The organism is Sediminibacillus sp. JSM 1682029, assembly GCF_041366435.1.
GTDB lineage: Bacteria > Bacillota > Bacilli > Bacillales > Amphibacillaceae > Sediminibacillus > Sediminibacillus terrae.
In genome coordinates this window covers 146,125-162,145 of record NZ_JBEWYY010000003.1, presented here as the reverse complement: position 1 = coordinate 162,145, position 16,021 = coordinate 146,125, and the positions used below count along the sequence as shown (strand labels likewise).

General features: G+C 44.3%; 11 protein-coding genes and 3 pseudogenes. 7 read left to right on the top strand and 7 right to left on the bottom strand.

Annotated features, from left to right (window positions below):
• Nucleotides 1-72: 72 nt before the first annotated feature.
• The 3 genes and pseudogenes from ABVF09_RS07090 to ABVF09_RS07080 form a co-directional block, all read right to left on the bottom strand.
• On the bottom strand, nt 73-222 hold the full coding sequence (locus ABVF09_RS07090; RefSeq protein WP_155911827.1) for a hypothetical protein: 150 nt from the start codon (nt 220-222) through the stop codon (nt 73-75).
• A 76-nt stretch (nt 223-298) separates the two neighbouring features.
• Nucleotides 299-1,831, bottom strand: a pseudogene (locus tag ABVF09_RS07085) (malate:quinone oxidoreductase); the annotation flags it as partial.
• Nucleotides 1,832-2,744: 913 nt separating this feature from the next.
• Entirely contained in the window at nt 2,745-3,737 is a 993-nt protein-coding gene (locus tag ABVF09_RS07080) for an aldo/keto reductase (RefSeq protein ID WP_371068869.1), read from the bottom strand.
• A gap of 285 nt (nt 3,738-4,022) precedes the next feature.
• On the opposite strand from ABVF09_RS07080, the gene ABVF09_RS07075 reads away from it, so the two are divergent.
• Nucleotides 4,023-4,565 (top strand): hypothetical protein, encoded by a 543-nt coding sequence (locus tag ABVF09_RS07075; protein WP_371068868.1) that lies wholly within the window; start codon nt 4,023-4,025, stop codon nt 4,563-4,565.
• Nucleotides 4,566-4,686: 121 nt separating this feature from the next.
• On the opposite strand, the gene ABVF09_RS07070 is transcribed toward ABVF09_RS07075, so the two are convergent.
• A complete protein-coding gene (locus ABVF09_RS07070; protein ID WP_153463959.1) occupies nt 4,687-6,618 on the bottom strand; it encodes a fructose-1,6-bisphosphatase in 1,932 nt (643 codons plus the stop codon).
• A gap of 466 nt (nt 6,619-7,084) precedes the next feature.
• Here ABVF09_RS07070 and bla point away from each other — a divergent pair, with 466 nt between their 5' ends.
• From bla to ABVF09_RS07050, 4 genes are all read left to right on the top strand, one after another.
• On the top strand, nt 7,085-8,014 hold the full coding sequence (gene bla, locus ABVF09_RS07065) for a class A beta-lactamase (RefSeq protein WP_371068867.1): 930 nt from the start codon (nt 7,085-7,087) through the stop codon (nt 8,012-8,014).
• Nucleotides 8,015-8,215: 201 nt separating this feature from the next.
• A complete protein-coding gene (locus ABVF09_RS07060) occupies nt 8,216-9,991 on the top strand; it encodes a BlaR1 family beta-lactam sensor/signal transducer (RefSeq protein WP_371068866.1) in 1,776 nt (591 codons plus the stop codon).
• Nucleotides 9,992-10,013: 22 nt separating this feature from the next.
• Nucleotides 10,014-10,397 (top strand): penicillinase repressor BlaI, encoded by a 384-nt coding sequence (gene blaI, locus ABVF09_RS07055; RefSeq protein ID WP_153463968.1) that lies wholly within the window; start codon nt 10,014-10,016, stop codon nt 10,395-10,397.
• A 200-nt stretch (nt 10,398-10,597) separates the two neighbouring features.
• Nucleotides 10,598-12,061, top strand: a complete 1,464-nt coding sequence (locus ABVF09_RS07050; RefSeq protein ID WP_161993085.1) for a methyl-accepting chemotaxis protein — start codon at nt 10,598-10,600, stop codon at nt 12,059-12,061.
• 78 nt (nt 12,062-12,139) lie between these two features.
• Here ABVF09_RS07050 and ABVF09_RS07045 read toward each other — a convergent pair.
• Nucleotides 12,140-12,592 (bottom strand): annotated as a pseudogene (locus tag ABVF09_RS07045) (helix-turn-helix domain-containing protein).
• A gap of 324 nt (nt 12,593-12,916) precedes the next feature.
• Here ABVF09_RS07045 and ABVF09_RS07040 point away from each other — a divergent pair.
• Nucleotides 12,917-13,342: a MarR family winged helix-turn-helix transcriptional regulator gene (locus tag ABVF09_RS07040; RefSeq protein ID WP_371068865.1), complete on the top strand. Its 426-nt coding sequence runs from the start codon at nt 12,917-12,919 to the stop codon at nt 13,340-13,342.
• Nucleotides 13,326-13,667: pseudogene (locus tag ABVF09_RS07035) on the top strand (DUF3147 family protein). Before ABVF09_RS07040 ends, ABVF09_RS07035 begins: the two are co-directional and overlap by 17 nt.
• 173 nt (nt 13,668-13,840) lie before the next feature.
• Here ABVF09_RS07035 and ABVF09_RS07030 read toward each other — a convergent pair.
• Both ABVF09_RS07030 and ABVF09_RS07025 read right to left on the bottom strand, forming a co-directional pair.
• On the bottom strand, nt 13,841-14,281 hold the full coding sequence (locus ABVF09_RS07030) for a hypothetical protein (RefSeq protein ID WP_235162490.1): 441 nt from the start codon (nt 14,279-14,281) through the stop codon (nt 13,841-13,843).
• Nucleotides 14,282-14,311: 30 nt separating this feature from the next.
• Nucleotides 14,312-16,021 (bottom strand): sodium:solute symporter family protein, encoded by a 1,710-nt coding sequence (locus ABVF09_RS07025; protein ID WP_371068864.1) that lies wholly within the window; start codon nt 16,019-16,021, stop codon nt 14,312-14,314.

Here is a 16,021-nt window from a genome sequence, read left to right as displayed (position 1 = left end):
AAATTTTCCAGCGTGCGAAGGAAGAGGGTCCCGGCATGGGAGTTACTGGTACAATCAGAGCAGGGCTGGCATCTACCGTCGGTTAAATTGTCTTGTCAGTTCTAGGGAGGCAAATATGGCAACAAGCAGCATGACTGTTCCGTTGAAGTAACTATGATGAGAGAGATTCAACCATACCACCAGCATGGTCAGCACAAGGGAAATGAAAAGTGAAACTTTCACCAAAACCACCATCCTCTTCTTCCTAACATAAAAGGAAGCATAAATGAGTATATACAGCCATTTATGCTTCTTCCTATTACTTGCTATGGGCAAACGCTGCGTCTGCCAATCCAAGCGTCCTGCCTGTAGAGACTTGCAGCTCGCGGATCAACTCAGGTTTTTCCAAAAGGGGTTCGCCGTAAGACGGAATCATTTCTTTGATTTTCGGTTCCCACTCTTTCAATTGCTGCGGGAAGCACCTTTCGATGACTTCGAGCATGACGGATACAGCAGTGGAAGCACCTGGGGAAGCACCAAGCAGCGCGGCGATCGATCCATCAGCGGCACTTACCACCTCCGTGCCGAATTGCAGTGTCCCTTTGCCGCCATTCTCGGTGTCCTTGATGACCTGCACACGCTGGCCTGCTACGACCAAATCCCAGTCCTTGCTGTCCGCATTCGGGATAAACTCCCGCAGTTCTTCCATCCGCTTTTCTTTGGATAATATCACTTGCTCGATTAAATACTTAGTCAGCGATGCATTTTTCACACCTGCCGCGACCATCGTAGCAAGGTTATCCTGCTTCACGGATGTTACCAGATCAAGCAGCGACCCGGTTTTCAAAAACTTCGGCGAGAAGCCGGCAAACGGTCCGAACAACAAGGACTTCTTGTTATCGATAAACCGAGTATCCAAATGCGGTACGGACATCGGCGGAGCACCCACCTTCGCTTTTCCGTAAACCTTGGCATGATGCTGTTCGATCACTTCCGGGTTGTTGCATACCATGAAGAGACCGCTTACCGGAAAGCCGCCGATATGCTTCGATTCAGGTATGCCCGTTTTTTGCAGAAGATGCAGACTTCCGCCTCCACCGCCGATGAAGACAAAATTTGCCGTATGGTACTCTATCTTTTCACTTTCGATATCCTGTACTTTTACTTCCCAAGTGCCTTCGCTCGTTTGCTTGATATCTTCTACACTGTGTTTATAATTTATTTCCAGTCCGTTGCTTTCCAAATGATTGAACATTTTCCGAGTCAACGTGCCAAAATTGACATCTGTTCCCGTATCGATTTTCGTGGCAGCGATCGGCTCCTCCATCGAACGCTGTTGCATGATAAGCGGAATCCATTGTTTCAGTTGTTCCGGATCATCGGAAAATTCCATTCCTTCAAACAAAGGATTGTCTGCCATCGTTTTAAAACGCTTTCTTAGAAATTCCACGTTCCGCGCCCCTTGCACAAGACTCATGTGGGGCAATGGCATGATGAATTCCTGTGGATTGTCGATGCGTTGGTTGTCGACAAGATAAGACCAAAACTGTTTTGATACCTGGAACTGTTCATTCACCTTGATGGCTTTCGAAATATCGATCGAGCCATCAGGTTTCTCATGTGTGTAGTTCAGCTCGCACAACGCAGAGTGTCCTGTTCCGGCATTGTTCCACACATTCGAGCTTTCCTCTCCTGCACTGTCAAGCTTTTCAAATACACGGATGTTCCATTCCGGCACTAACTCCTTCAGCAACGTTCCGAGCGTTGCACTCATGATTCCTGCGCCAATTAAGATAACGTCTGCTTTCGTATATGATTTGCTCATTTTACCTTCAAACTCCCTAACGTTTGCTAAAGATGTAGTTACTTCTGCGAAGGCGTTTACAACAGCAAGGTTAGTTTCGACAAAGTTCTACATCTTTTCCAAATATTTTTATCTCCTCTCTAGTTTATCACTATTATCAAAAGATTAAAATATTTATTGCTAATATAAGGGATTTTGAGTTGGGAAGACTAAATGATTAAAAGAGATTCATAAAAAAGCCACCGGACAAAAGCTTGGCCATCAAAGCAAATTCGTTCGGTTGTTTGATGCGTGCTTCGTATCGCTATCGCTACAGCAAGATACTACACTTTCCACGGGCACGGCTTCAACTTCCTCAGAAAGCAAAAGACGCTTTCTTGCGGGATTTTCAGCTCGTGCTGATTCCGTTGGAGTCTCCGTATCTTGCCTCCGCTACATTTTCGGATGCTGATTTTTATATGATCAAGATAAAGTAAGTAGAACCGCATTTCTTCTATTGACGGTTAGGTTTTCTAAACAATGATGAACACGAAACCCAGCATGGAAGGTTTTTATTTTAGAAATTGAAATTTGCGAACCAACACCAGAAAAACAAAAAAGAAGGACTCCTCTTTCCATTCGGTTTAGCTTTCTTCCTATAAGAAAAAACAGAAATCAGCCAGGAGTGGCGCATCGTTCGGTTGCGGATAATTCCATATGAACGTAGGCAAGGTACGCAGACTCCTGCGGGATGAGCGCGAGCTGAAGATCCACTTGGCAAAGCGGTTTTCTTTGCCAAGTTAGCTGAAGCCGTGCCCGCGGAAAGCGAAGTACCTTGCCGGAGTGAAGCGTTACTCTTTTTAAAAGGAAAAGTTAGCACGGTTTACTTTTTTGTAACCAAAAAACCGAACGAATTGGAATCGTTCGGTTTTTGTTTTGATCACGATACTTTTGTCCCAGCCTCTTCTTTTATCCTGTACCTCTAGCGTGATGTCGGCAATGGAGCATTCGCTGAAACAAAGCCTTTATTCACCAGCTCGTTCCAGAAATCCCCGGGGATATCCCGTTGGATCATCTCGATGTCCTCTTTGATTCTTCCTGGGTGGGTTGAACCAGGAATCACTGCTTTGACTGCTGGATGAGCAGTCGAGAATTGCAGTGCTGCCGCTTTCAATGGGACATCGTATTTCTTGCCGATTTCATTTAACCGGTTCACCCGGTCCAAAATTTCAGGGCCGGCTTTTTCGTAGTTATAATGGTCGCCGCCCAGCAATACCCCGGAATTGTACGGGCTGCCGACCACAATATCGATGCCTTTCTTTTCAGCTGTCGGCATCATCCGCTGCAAGGCATGCTCGTGTTGGAGAAGGGTATATTGCGTAGCTGACAAACAGACATCCGGCTGGGTTTCCTCCAGCATCATCGCCAATTCGATCGGTTCTGTGGTATTCACCCCAAGACCCCAGGAACGAATGACACCTTCTTCCCGCAGCTTTGTCAGTACCCGGAAGGCACCTTTTCTGGCTTCTTCGAACTTCGCCGTCCATTCTTCTCCATGAAAGTCAGGAGAAACATCGTGAACGAATACCATATCGAGCCGATCGGTCTTCAACCGTTCCAGGCTTTGTTCAATCGATCGCTTCGTCGCATCCTCGGAATAATCGGTAATGACTTTATTGTCGCGGGCATACTCGAACAGCCCTTCCTTGTCCTCTTTCTCATCGAGGACGTAGCGCCCGACCTTGGTGCTTATCACATAATCATCCCGATCATATTTGGATAACACCTCGCCGACGCGCATTTCTGCCAGGCCGGCACCATAGAAAGGCGCTGTATCAAAGTATCGTACTCCTTGATCCCAGGCGGTTTGAATCGTGGTTTGCGCTTCCTCTTCCGGAACCTCCCGGAACATATTTCCCAAAGGGGCGGTGCCCAGTCCTACTTTATGATTTAGTGCTTCTTCTAGTGATTTCATCGATTCTGTTCCTCCCTTTTTCAAATCATTTTATATCATTGTATAACCTTCAACAGGAAGATTAAAACAATTGATATACACCGTGTTCTTCCTAAATGTAATGCTTGGAAATAAGACATCATTTCCTTTTTGAGATTGCTTTACTCCAAAAAAAGGGGATCGCTAGCAGTTTCTTGAATAAGTAATATTAAGGCAGATTAACCATCGAACAAATCAAGGATAAAATCAAAATCGATTCGCAGAAATAGTTCATATGGAACATGGTTTATAAAGGGGGACTCTCTTTTGAAAAATGCCGTTATTTTATCACTTTTGCTGCTAATTACTCTATTGTTTACTGCTTGTATGGACGATGACAGCCAAGCGATGAATGATGAAGGTTCAAACCAGGACAATGAAAACCCGGAAAAAACGGAGAAAACCAAAACCGAAATCCCAGAGACAGACAATTGGAAGCTATCCTCAAAGTTTGACTATACCGTCGAACCGAAAAACAGCGATCAACATACTTATAAGATTGTAGGAAAGAAAGATACCTTTGGGTTTACTGGTCCTTTTCCAATCGTCTCCAAACAGCCAAAAAAATATATGTGGTTCTATTTTGGAAAAGAAGATGTATATGATATTCCGGTAGAATTAAAAGCAGTCAAAAAAGGAACCGATAAGATTATAAATTTAGACTCCGGGACTTTCTTTAAGAGCGCGGCGGTAAGCCCTGATAGTGTCAATATGCCTTCAATACTAAGATTTCCATCAGCTGGCGTTTGGAAAATACTTGTTTATATAAACGAAAAGCATGTTGAAAGTATCGTCGTAAATGTCGAATAAGTTTTTACCATGCAACAAGGGATTGTGGAGAAGAATCACCAATAAACACGAAAGCCAAGCCCGCCAGGCTTGGCTTCTTTTGCTATTCACTCTTAACCCTCTCAAAAAGGGGAATCAAATTTTATTTCAAATACCGATACTCCAATAAATCGTTCAAGATAGACACTTGCTGCAATAATTCCTCGCCGACATTTGTTTCCCGTACTTTTTTCCTTTCCAGCTCTTTGTCGACCAATCGCTTCACGGACAACACGTCCATCCCGTTCTGCAGGATTTCTTCCTTGGAGTTAAAATGTTTGTGGGCGACGAGCTGCATCCCATATGAATTGTATAACAACGTATATCCTGCAATTCCCGTTGTGGGCTGATAAGCCTTGGAGAAGCCACCATCGATCACGATCATCTTTCCGTTGGCTTTGATGGGGTTTTCCCCTTCAATCTCTTTTACCGGTGTATGACCATTGATGATATGGCCCTGGTCCGGGTCCATGTCGAACTCTTCGAGGATTTTCCGACAGATGTCTTCCTGTTCGCGTAAGTAGTAATAAGGATTTTTCTCCTCTTTGTGCGTTTTTTTGTCCTTGATGAAGTACCTTTCAAAGGTGGTCATCGCTCTTTTGCCGAATAAAGAGGAAGATTCCCCGGTCCATAAATACCAGACCATATCGGTCGCCAAATCGTCTGTCTCTTCCGGATGGGCAAAGGCATGACGCAAATGGCGCTCGAAAACATCAAACAACTCCCGCCCTTTGTAGCTTTTTCCTTCAACCTCCATGCTCTCCATGTTTCCATCTTCATCCAAAGGAATACAGCCATGAATCAACAGGTTGCTGTTATACTTCAAATAAAGGCTGCCTTTTTTCATGAGGAACTTCATGTGTCTGGCCAGTTTTTCCGAATGCTGAACAGAAAACAGCAGCCGGTCGATCACTTCTGCTTCTTCCTCCAACAGTTCTTCCGGATGCTCTGGATTGACCGTAGCAAAGCATGGGTTTTCAAGCGGGTATGTTTCCCCGTGAATCGTCACTTCGTTTGTTTCGTAGTTAACTTTGTCGAGCAGCAGCCGATCAGTCATATTAAAGTATGGACGCCTCTTGATGATCGGACTTTCGAGCTTGAATTGAATCATCGTGATTGCCTGATGAATTTTCGTAATCTGCCATTCTTCATAATCGGACAGTTTATCATCCGGCTGTTTTTTGGGACGAAAAGCCGGATTATCTTCATAGTATTTCTCAGCAAGGTTGAGAAGCGGCCGGAGATTGATGCCGTAAGCATCTTCGATGATACCCAGGTTGTTATAACGGGCGCATATCCGGATAATGTTGGCAAGACAAACCTTGGATCCGGCAAAAGCACCCAGCCACAGCACGTCATGGTTGCCCCACTGAATATCGACAGAATGGTAATTGATCAGCGTCTCCATGATTTTATCCGGTTCCGGCCCCCGGTCATAAATGTCGCCTACGACATGAAGGTGATCGACGACCAGCCTTTGGGTTGTATAGGAAAGACCGATAATCAACTTGTCTGCCTGTCCGAGCGAAATGATTTCCTGGACGATTTTGGTATAATATTCTTTCTTGTTGGTGAATTCATCTGTTTTGTACAGCAGTTCTTCAATAATATATACGAATTGCTCCGGCAATGCTTTCCTTAGCTTGGAACGAGTATATTTGGAGGAAGCATAGGAAATGAGCTTGATCATCCGCTCGATCATTTCCGTGTACCATTGATTCAGTTCCCGGGTACTGTTGAAATTGCTTTTAATCAATTGGAGTTTTTCTTCCGGGTAATATACCAATGTCGCAAATTCGGTGATTTCTTCCTCTGATAGCTCCTTGGCGAACAGGTCGCTTATTTTCTCTTTCACTTTGCCTGAGCCATTTCTTAAAACATGCTGAAAGGCTTTATATTCGCCGTGAAGATCACTGACAAAATGCTCGGTACCTTTGGGCAGATTGAGAATAGCCTCCAGGTTGATAATCTCCGTTACCACTTTTTCTTCACTGTTGTATTTCTGGGCTAGCAAATCTAAGTATTTGGTGTTCAAAACGAATAAATCCCCTTTCGATGCTCCGCCTTACTTTTGATAATGTATAAGCAGCTGCAACACAGTCTATGTGTAGTTTTGCAATAAAGTCATATCTTCCCTTTTCTCCATTTGCGACCGAATTTCCTGCACGGAGCTGGTATGAAAAATATACCAGGGACCGCCGTATTCTGGATTAACACATGCCAGTCACTTTCTGTTGATCGTCCTTTGTAAATACCCCATGTGCTTGGTTATTAATCGAGCGTTTCATCCATCTTTTTCTTTCATCGGCCAAGTCCTTTCGTGTTGATGCCTGTTCCCCCTTTCCCCTGCAACCAAATCACTTCGGGGTTGACTTTCATGTGATTACATATGTAATATTGTCTTACGCGTGTAATCAAAGTGTTGTAGGCGGGATAAATGCGAAATGTAACAATCAATCCATCAGAAGAGTACTTTACTTTGACAGAAAGAAGGGATTATGATGAGGAAAACAAGCCCAGCCAAGTCCAGGCTAGTGAAATTCACACTATACATAGCGTTGCTGTGTCTGACAATGCTGACTGCTTGCTCAAATACAGAAAATAAAACAGATACATCATCCAATGAAAAAAGTGAAGCAGCGAAAACCATCGATTTAGATGAAGCATTCACCGAAATCGAGGAAGCGTTTGACGCACGACTGGGTGTTTATGCCATTGATACGGGCACGAATCAAAGCGTCGAGTACAATCCGGATGAGCGTTTCGCTTATTCTTCCACGTACAAATTACTAGCCGCTGCATTCGTGTTGAAGCAAAACGACCTCCAGGATCTTGAGGAAGTCGTGACCTATAGCAAGGATGATCTGGTTACCTATTCTCCTGTAACGGAGAAACAGGTCGATACCGGCATGACCCTTTCAGAAATCAGCGAGGCGGCCATCCGAGAAAGCGATAATACCGCCGGTAATCTGTTACTGGATGCCCTCGGAGGTCCTGACAACTATAAGCAAGCCTTGCGTGAAATCGGCGATGACGTGACCCAGCCCGAGCGGTACGAAACCGAATTGAATGCATTTTCACCAGAGAATAAACGTGATACCAGCACTCCAAGAGCTATGGCCAACAACCTGAGAAAAGTGGCACTTGGTGATTTTCTTCCAAAGGAAAAACAAGAATTACTTATCGATTGGATGAAAGGAAATGCAACAGGAGATGCATTGATACGTGCAGGAAAACCGGAAGGATGGACAGTCGGGGACAAAAGCGGAGCCGGAAGTTACGGCACAAGGAATGATATTGCCATTGTATGGCCCCCAGGTAGAGAGCCGATCGTCATGGCAATAATGTCCCGGCACAAGACAGAGGGTGCAGAGTATGACGATGAGCTGGTTGCAAAAGCAGCCAAAGCCACACTTAACGCTTTTAAGTAAAAGGAGTACACATGTCGGAAGACCTGGCATGTGTCCCTTTTTTGTTCCACCTTCATTTCTGACTTATTCTCTCATTTCATCATCGTCTATAGTAGTATACTATTTATGCCAAATGCAGTGACTGCCTGCCTTGACTAACATTTTGACGACAACATGGACAAATGGGCTTACAATCGGTTCCCGAACAAGGAGATGAATAGAATGCCAGACTTCCACCTGGCCGTATGCATGTTTGTATCTTCTGTCGTGGTCATTGCCATCGTACTGATCCGGAAGATTTTTCAGAACCAGCTATCATCCAAATGGCAATACAATTTATGGTTTCTTTTGCTAACTGCGCTAACACTTCCCTTTCTCCCTGCACATATAGTGCACGTAGGAGCTTCATTCGTGTGGCATCAGAACCAAACGAACAATCCATCGCCACCCCATTCTTCCCCGGAGAATCCCCTAATGGAAAACGGAAGAACTTGGGCGCACGATTTTTCCATTTCCGTCAATCGGTTCGACGTGACATGGCTAAGTCAAATCCTGACCATTGTCTGGGTTGCTGGCATCCTTGTGATGGTTGGCTTGAACCTGCATGCATGGCTGAAGCTGCGCCAAGTAAAAAAATCTGCCAGGGTCATGACGAATCAGCAAATACTCGCTGTATTCGAGACATGCAAGCAACGTTTGCGTGTCTCGCAAAAACCTGTGCTTGCGGATTCACCGCTTGTTAAGTCGCCGATGACGTTCGGCATTTTCAGAACCTATGTCATCCTGCCGCGTGGGGCAGAAGCATGGCTTTCCGAGGAAGAACTGACATACATTTTCCTTCATGAATTACATCACGTGAAGTATAAAGACATCGTCACGAATTACCTGGTCGTCCTGTTTCAAATGTTGTACTGGTATAATCCGCTGATTTGGATGGCATTCCGGAAAATGCGGTTAGACCGGGAAATTGCCTGTGACCATGCCGTCTTGAAAACACTCGCTCCAGACGACTATGCAGCCTACGGAAACACGATCATCAAGTTTGCGCGGAAATCCTCCTTTTCTGCAAGCCGGTTCGCCATGGTCAACCAACTAGCCAGTTCCAAGCAACACTTAAAAAAAAGGATTGAACGGATTGCTGCCTTTTCAACAGAATCCAGACGATTAACATTAAAAAGCATGGCGATATTCAGCTTGCTTGCAGCCCTGGTCGTTTGTCAGATACCGGTTGTTTCGGCCATGTCTTATGGAGAGGATCGTTTCCATTTCGAAAACAACCAGACAACATATGAGGATTTAAAGGTTTTTTTCAACGGGTATGAGGGCAGCTTCGTCCTGTACGATTTGCAGAAAGCACAATACCATATCTATAATAAAGAGAAAAGTGTGTTAAGGGTTTCGCCGAACTCCACCTATAAAATTTACGATGCCTTATTTGCATTAGACGCTGGTGTCATTACTCCCGGGCAGACTTCTTTGAAGTGGGATGGAACAACTTATCCATATAAAGCCTGGAACCAAAATCAAAATCTACATACTGCGATGGAAAATTCCGTGTCCTGGTATTTTCAGGAGCTGGACAAAAAGATTCAAAGGCGTCCTATTCAAGCCTACCTGCAAAAGATACAATACGGAAATCAAAATTTGTCTGGTGGAATGGAATCATACTGGCTGGAATCTTCGTTAAAGATTTCACCAGTTGAACAAGTGCAAACGCTCAAGAACTTTTATACAAATCAATTGATGTTTAAGGAAAAGCATGTTCAACTCGTCAAGGAATCCATTAAGCTGGAGACAAAAGACCATGCAGCACTATATGGAAAAACCGGCACAGGCACTGTAAACGGAAAAGATGTGAACGGCTGGTTCATCGGATATGTAGAAACGAAGAACAACACCTATTTCTTTGCAACCAATATCGAAAGCAAAAAGCATGCAAATGGCAGTACGGCTGCCGGGATTACAAAATCCATCTTAAAAGACAAAAATCTTTATTAAAAAGGCAAAGGCAGGGATTCACATGAGAAATGAGATACCCAGCATTTCAGAGTCGGAATGGGAAGTGTTGAAAGTACTTTGGCATAAAGCGCCGCAAACAGCAAATGACATCATATCCTCTTTGCCGGCCCAAACGACCTGGAAGCCGAAAACAGTGCGCACCCTGTTAGACCGACTAACCAAAAAACAAGTCATCGGCGTTAACAAGGACCAGCGAGTCTATACGTTTTATCCACTTTATTCGCAAAACGAATGCCAACGCGCCAAAACGGCGTCCTTTGTGAAACGATTTTATGATGGGACGTTCAAATCGATGCTCGTTCAGTTTATGGAGGACGAGGAATTGTCCGATGAAGATATTAAAGAACTGCAATCTATTTTGGAGAGTAAACAGGATAGACAATAACGCTGCACTGCTCGAAGTGAAGGTTCATACCTTCGCTTTTTTTATGGACTTTCTTCCTATTTCAAGAGCTATTACGATCATCAATTTACAGCCACCTCCCATCCCCCATCGGATAAAACAGTTCCAAATACCTGAAAATGACGTGCGTTTTTTTATTTTTCTGCTACTATTATAGTATAAAAGGACGAAGGAGAATGGGAATGTCAATCGAAGAACTAAACCTCAAAACCTTGAGAAAAAAAAATAACGTCATCTTGATGATGCTGATCCTGTCGGTGATCTTGGGTACCGTCGTGGAGATGAGTTTAGGAAAACCACTGGAGCTTATTTTGACCATTGCTATCGGCGGTGGAGTACTTTGTATCGTTGTCGCTTTCTTGAATATAACCAAGCGTCTGACTAAACAATTGGCCTATTTATCGATAATCGGGTTGGGGATGCTTTTGGGAGCGATTATCATTGTCAGCCCCTCGGAAAACAACCTTTCTTTGATTTACTTTTTGTTGATTTGTTCCGCCCTTTATATGAACCTGATCCTCTATGCCATCGGTACGGTTTTCGGAGTCGGTTTGCTCATTTTCGCTTTTACTTTAAACGGAGATGTCTATTCATCCGATATCGGCACCTATTTGCTATTGTTTTCTTTAGCTGTCATTGTTCTATTCTTTCAACAAAAAATCATGGGCAGCCTGGAAAAGAACCTCAGCTCCACCCAGATTGCCATGGCAGAAAAACTGGAAAAGGAAGAAGCACAGCGTGTCACGTTAGCAGATAACTCGGAAGTCATTGCAGCGAATATGCGTAAGATAGAAGGACAATCGGAAGAAGAGAAAGCAGTGACCCGTGAGCTCAACATGGCGCTTCAAGAGATGGCGTCTGGAACCCAGTCACAGGAAAATGCCATCACCGATATCACAAATGCGATTGAAAGCACCGCAAATCAAGTGAACGTGATGAATGGCCGAGTAGACCAAATTATCGACTCGACCACTCACATGACGTCACAAATCGATGAAGGGCGTTCGCAGTCGCAACTACTGAGTGACCAAATGGACGAATTCAAGCAGTTTATCCAATTAACGCAAAAGAATATGCAGCAGCTCAGCGGAAATATCGAGTCCTCCCTTGGATCCATCCAGGCAATTCAGGAGATTACTTCCCAAACGAATCTCCTTGCACTGAATGCATCCATCGAGGCGGCAAGGGCTGGAGAAGCCGGAAAAGGATTCTCCGTAGTAGCCGAGGAAATCCGGAAACTTGCTGAAACAACCGATTCAACCGCTGTCCAGATCTCTACTACACTGAATGAAATTCATTCGAACAATCTGGATACACAAGACCAAATGAGTAATGTCGCGAGTAAAATGGATGAAAATATCGAAGGCACAATCAAAAACAAAGCGATCTTTGAATCGATAGAAAAGTCGATCGCCAATTTGAAACAGGAAATCCATTCATTTAGCACCGTCGCGAAAAAAATTGATCAAGAAACCGGGTCCATCGAAGGAGCGGTCAGCGAATTTGCTTCCATCTTACAACAAGCCTCCGCTTCTCTGGAAGAAATTTCGGCAACCGTCCAATCCCAAACGGAAAATAAAGAACAGCTTGCCCAATTGATCCAAGACACTAATAAAGCCACGCAAAACCTTGCCGATCTTTTTTAAAACGGGAATTCTTTCACAGGAGAAACGGCCTTGCCCCTGCTACCAACAGGGACAAGGTCGTCGTTTTATTTACCTGTTCTAATCTTGTTTGTACTTCTCTTTCACCATACCGGCACCGATTCCTCCCCCGACCATGAGAATCAGTGGTCCGAAATTCCATAAAAAGGACCCGCCATACAAAGACAAATCCCATCCCGCTACCTTATTCAAAAGGATGACTACCAACTTAATCACCAAAAGAACGGCCCCGATTAAAAATACGATGTCAAAAAACTCCTTCAGTTTCGGATAAGCCAATTGCCTGCTATCGTTTATCACTTTTTCCTTCAGATCCTCATCACTTCTCAATAATTCATCAATCGTGATTCCGAATAGGTCGCTCTATTTCATGATGATTTCAATGCTGGGAAAATTCTGGCCATTTTCCCACTTTGAAATAGACTGCCGGCTTACAAAAAGTTTCTCGGCCAAATCTTCCTGGGACCAGCCCTTATCTTTTCTTTCCTTTTTTAGCTTATCTGCAAAGTTCATGTCACCATTCACCTTTCTGTTGTCTATGTGTCCATTATGGTTATAGCGGAAGCAAAAAGTAAAGATAGCTCTGGTTGCAACTCGGAGCACGCTAAGGTTGCACAGACAAAAAAACTTGATTCAACAGGACTTAAAACACCATTTCATCGCCTGGAAGGATGTCTGATTTCACTGGAAACTGAACAACATCACTCCTGGTGATCCTGCTTATCGCTACATTTTTTACACTTCCGAACTCGTTGCTTGTGTTGAAGAGGTTGCTATCCCTCCATTAATATCGTATGATAAGATATATTCCATCAATACGATATAAAGAGGGGAACTATGGTTAAAGAATTTGTTAAATTAAATCAGCTATGGACCGATATTTACTATCAGTTACGTTATAACCACCAAGAAAAGATTACGCATCAAAGCATACGTATTCTACAAGTTATCCAAAAAGAGGATGAAGTGGGGATCAAAGAAGTTGCAGAAGCTATTCAGGTGTCTCACAACACAGCATCGGAGCATATTAAACGCTTATTGAAAAAGAACTATGTATTTAAAACCCGCAGCAACGAGGATGAACGAAAGGTCATTATAAGGCTTACCAATTTGGGAAGTGATGTATTACACCGCCATTCCAGTCTCGATGATGAAAAATTAAAACAGGTTCTGTTTGACCAAATGAGCGAGGAAGAAAGAAAGCTCATCTTAGAAGCATTCACCTTACTTAAGGAGAGGGCAAAAGATGTTCACAGTCGTTAAAGTTATCATTTCAGCCATTATTATTGGTGTTATCACCGAAATTTCTCGAAGATACCCTCAACAGGGTGGAGTTATTGCTGCTTTACCGATCGTCAGCCTGTTAAGCATTTTATAGCTATATACTCAAGGTGAACAGATGGATAAATTAAGTAAGTTTGCTATTGGTGTCCTATGGGGGATTCCCGGTACAGTGGTAATGTTGCTAACCATAGGAGTCGCACTGAAACATTCCATTCATTTATTTGCTTCCATAGGTCTGGGAATGGCAGGTTGGCTAATTTTATATTTTGCTCAGGATTTCATTGTGAAACATCTAATTAATTAACAAGAGCATTATGTAACAAACTTTAACTTTTTAAAAAATATAGAAGACCGACTAAAAAAAGTCGGTCTCTTCCTTGCTGTTACGAAGTTAATTAGCGGATCATTATGGCTACTGATCGGTTCGTTTTTGGCAATGTTTTTTCACATCTAAACTGCTTACATGTTTAATGTAATCTATTCAGCCAGATACTCCTCAGTCGCTGCTCTTCTAATAAAATGGCCAGATCCAAGCCATGCCGATAATGCAAATATCAGATAAATAGCTTGTGTGGCCTGAGCACCCTGCAAGAGCACTTGTAATCCCATTCCAAGTCCCAGTGCGGGGATCACCACCAGAAAGGTGCGAAAGATGCGTTCAAACCCTTTGTGAGAAGGCAATGGCCAGATACGCGAAAATGCGATTCCGAGCAGGACACCCCATACCGTCACCACAAAAAGCTGGATGAGCACCAGTGGTGTTGGAAATGGCCAGTCTAACGCGTAAGAGCCTATTAGGTAAAACAGCTCCAAAAACAGCGTGATGCCGATTGCTTTGCGAAAAGTTTGCAGCCCCATCCAAGGATGAAACCATACGAGTACTGTGGCCGAAATGGCGATGATATTTATTAGATCCAACGTATCCACCCCCTTCTCATCAATGGCTGATCAGTTATCTTCTGTCGTTGCAGCGATTTCCAGCTCGCTGTCGACTTCAGGTGCCCGGACATTTTCTATCAGCTGCTGGATTTCCACTGGAGGTGCAGGCGTATTCCGGGAGACAATGAAACTCACGATAAAGTTTAATGCCATTCCGATAACACCCACTCCTTGGGCATTGATGCCAAAGAAGCTGTCCAAAATAGCTCCATCGGTTCCAAAAATCGATTCCGAGAGAATCAGCCCGATCATCAGAAGCGTGAAAATCAAGCCTGTTAGAATACCGGCGATGGCCCCTTCTTTATTCATCCGCTTATCGAAAATTCCGAGCAGGATAACCGGGAACAGACTCGCCGCACCTAACCCGAATGCCAAAGCAACGACCTCTCCGGCAAACCCTGGCGGATTGATGCCGACATAGGCGGCAATCAACAGAGCGACCAATAAGGTAATCCGACCGACCCGCAGTCTTTGTTTTTCGGAAGCATCTTTATTAAATATCCGATAATAAATATCGTGCGAGACTGCACTCGACATGGTGATCAACAACCCGGACGCAGTAGACAGGGCTGCCGCCAAACCACCTGTTGCCACGAGTGCGATAATAAACGGTGCTAAGTTGGCAACTTCAGGCGTGGAAAGCACAATGATGTCTCCATCGATGACGACTTCATTGTCTGCTTCTCCTTCTGAAAAATTGACGATTCCATCGCCGTTGAGATCATTGAATTGGAGTAACCCGGTTGTTTCCCATTTGTTCACCCAGTCGATGTTTTGCACTTCCTCCAATGGTTGATTTGCGATAGTATTGATCAGGTTGTACTTCGCAAACGCGCCGACGGCCGGAGCTGTTAAATAAAGCAGGGCAATGAAAATGATCGCCCATACCGCTGACCAACGGGCGGCCCGGACATTTTTGACGGTATAGAAACGGACGATGACGTGTGGCAGCCCAGCGGTTCCGGCCATTAATGCCAACGTGATCATGAACACATTGAGCATGGATAAATCGGTGAAAGGTGCCATGTACTCTGTCATACCAAGGTCGATCTGGATGGAAGTCAGCCGATCCACGATATCACTGCCGGTAAGTGCCAGCTGTGGAACTGGATTACCTGTCAATTGTAGCGAAATGGCGATGGCGGGGATTAAAAAGGCGATGATGATGACGAAATATTGGGTTGCTTGTGTCCAGGTGATTCCCTTCATCCCTCCAAGAAGGGCAAAGAAACCGACAATGGCCATTCCAATTAATACACCAATGATGATGTCCACTTGTAAATAGCGGCTAAAGACAATACCGACACCGCGCATTTGTCCTGAAATATAAGTGAGTGAAATAAAGATTGTCGCTATAGCTGCGACCGTACGGGCAGAGCTGGAATAAAACCGGTCCCCGATAAAATCGGGCACGGTGAATTTTCCGAACTTCCTTAAGTATGGTGCCAATAATAAAGCCAACAAAACATATCCGCCAGTCCAGCCCATCAAGTAGATGGTCCCGTCATATCCTAAAAACGCAACAAGTCCCGCCATGGAAATAAACGATGCAGCGGACATCCAATCTGCAGCAATCGCGGCTCCGTTCGCCACTGTGGGAACATTTTGTCCTGCCACATAAAAGCTAGACGTATCCTTCACCCTCGACCACCAGCCGATCCCTGTATAGAGACCGAACGTAATCAACACCATGATGATGGTAATTGCTTCTACACTCAA

Bases quoted from the DNA above. Each gene is read 5' to 3' on its own strand.
- ABVF09_RS07040 (WP_371068865.1), top strand. From the start codon at position 12,917: ATGGTTAAAGAATTTGTTAAATTAAATCAGCTATGGACCGATATTTAC.
- ABVF09_RS07060 (WP_371068866.1), top strand. From the start codon at position 8,216: ATGCCAGACTTCCACCTGGCCGTATGCATGTTTGTATCTTCTGTCGTG.
- bla (WP_371068867.1), top strand. From the start codon at position 7,085: ATGAGGAAAACAAGCCCAGCCAAGTCCAGGCTAGTGAAATTCACACTA.
- ABVF09_RS07050 (WP_161993085.1), top strand. From the start codon at position 10,598: ATGTCAATCGAAGAACTAAACCTCAAAACCTTGAGAAAAAAAAATAAC.
- blaI (WP_153463968.1), top strand. From the start codon at position 10,014: ATGAGAAATGAGATACCCAGCATTTCAGAGTCGGAATGGGAAGTGTTG.
- ABVF09_RS07080 (WP_371068869.1), bottom strand. From the start codon at position 3,737: ATGAAATCACTAGAAGAAGCACTAAATCATAAAGTAGGACTGGGCACC.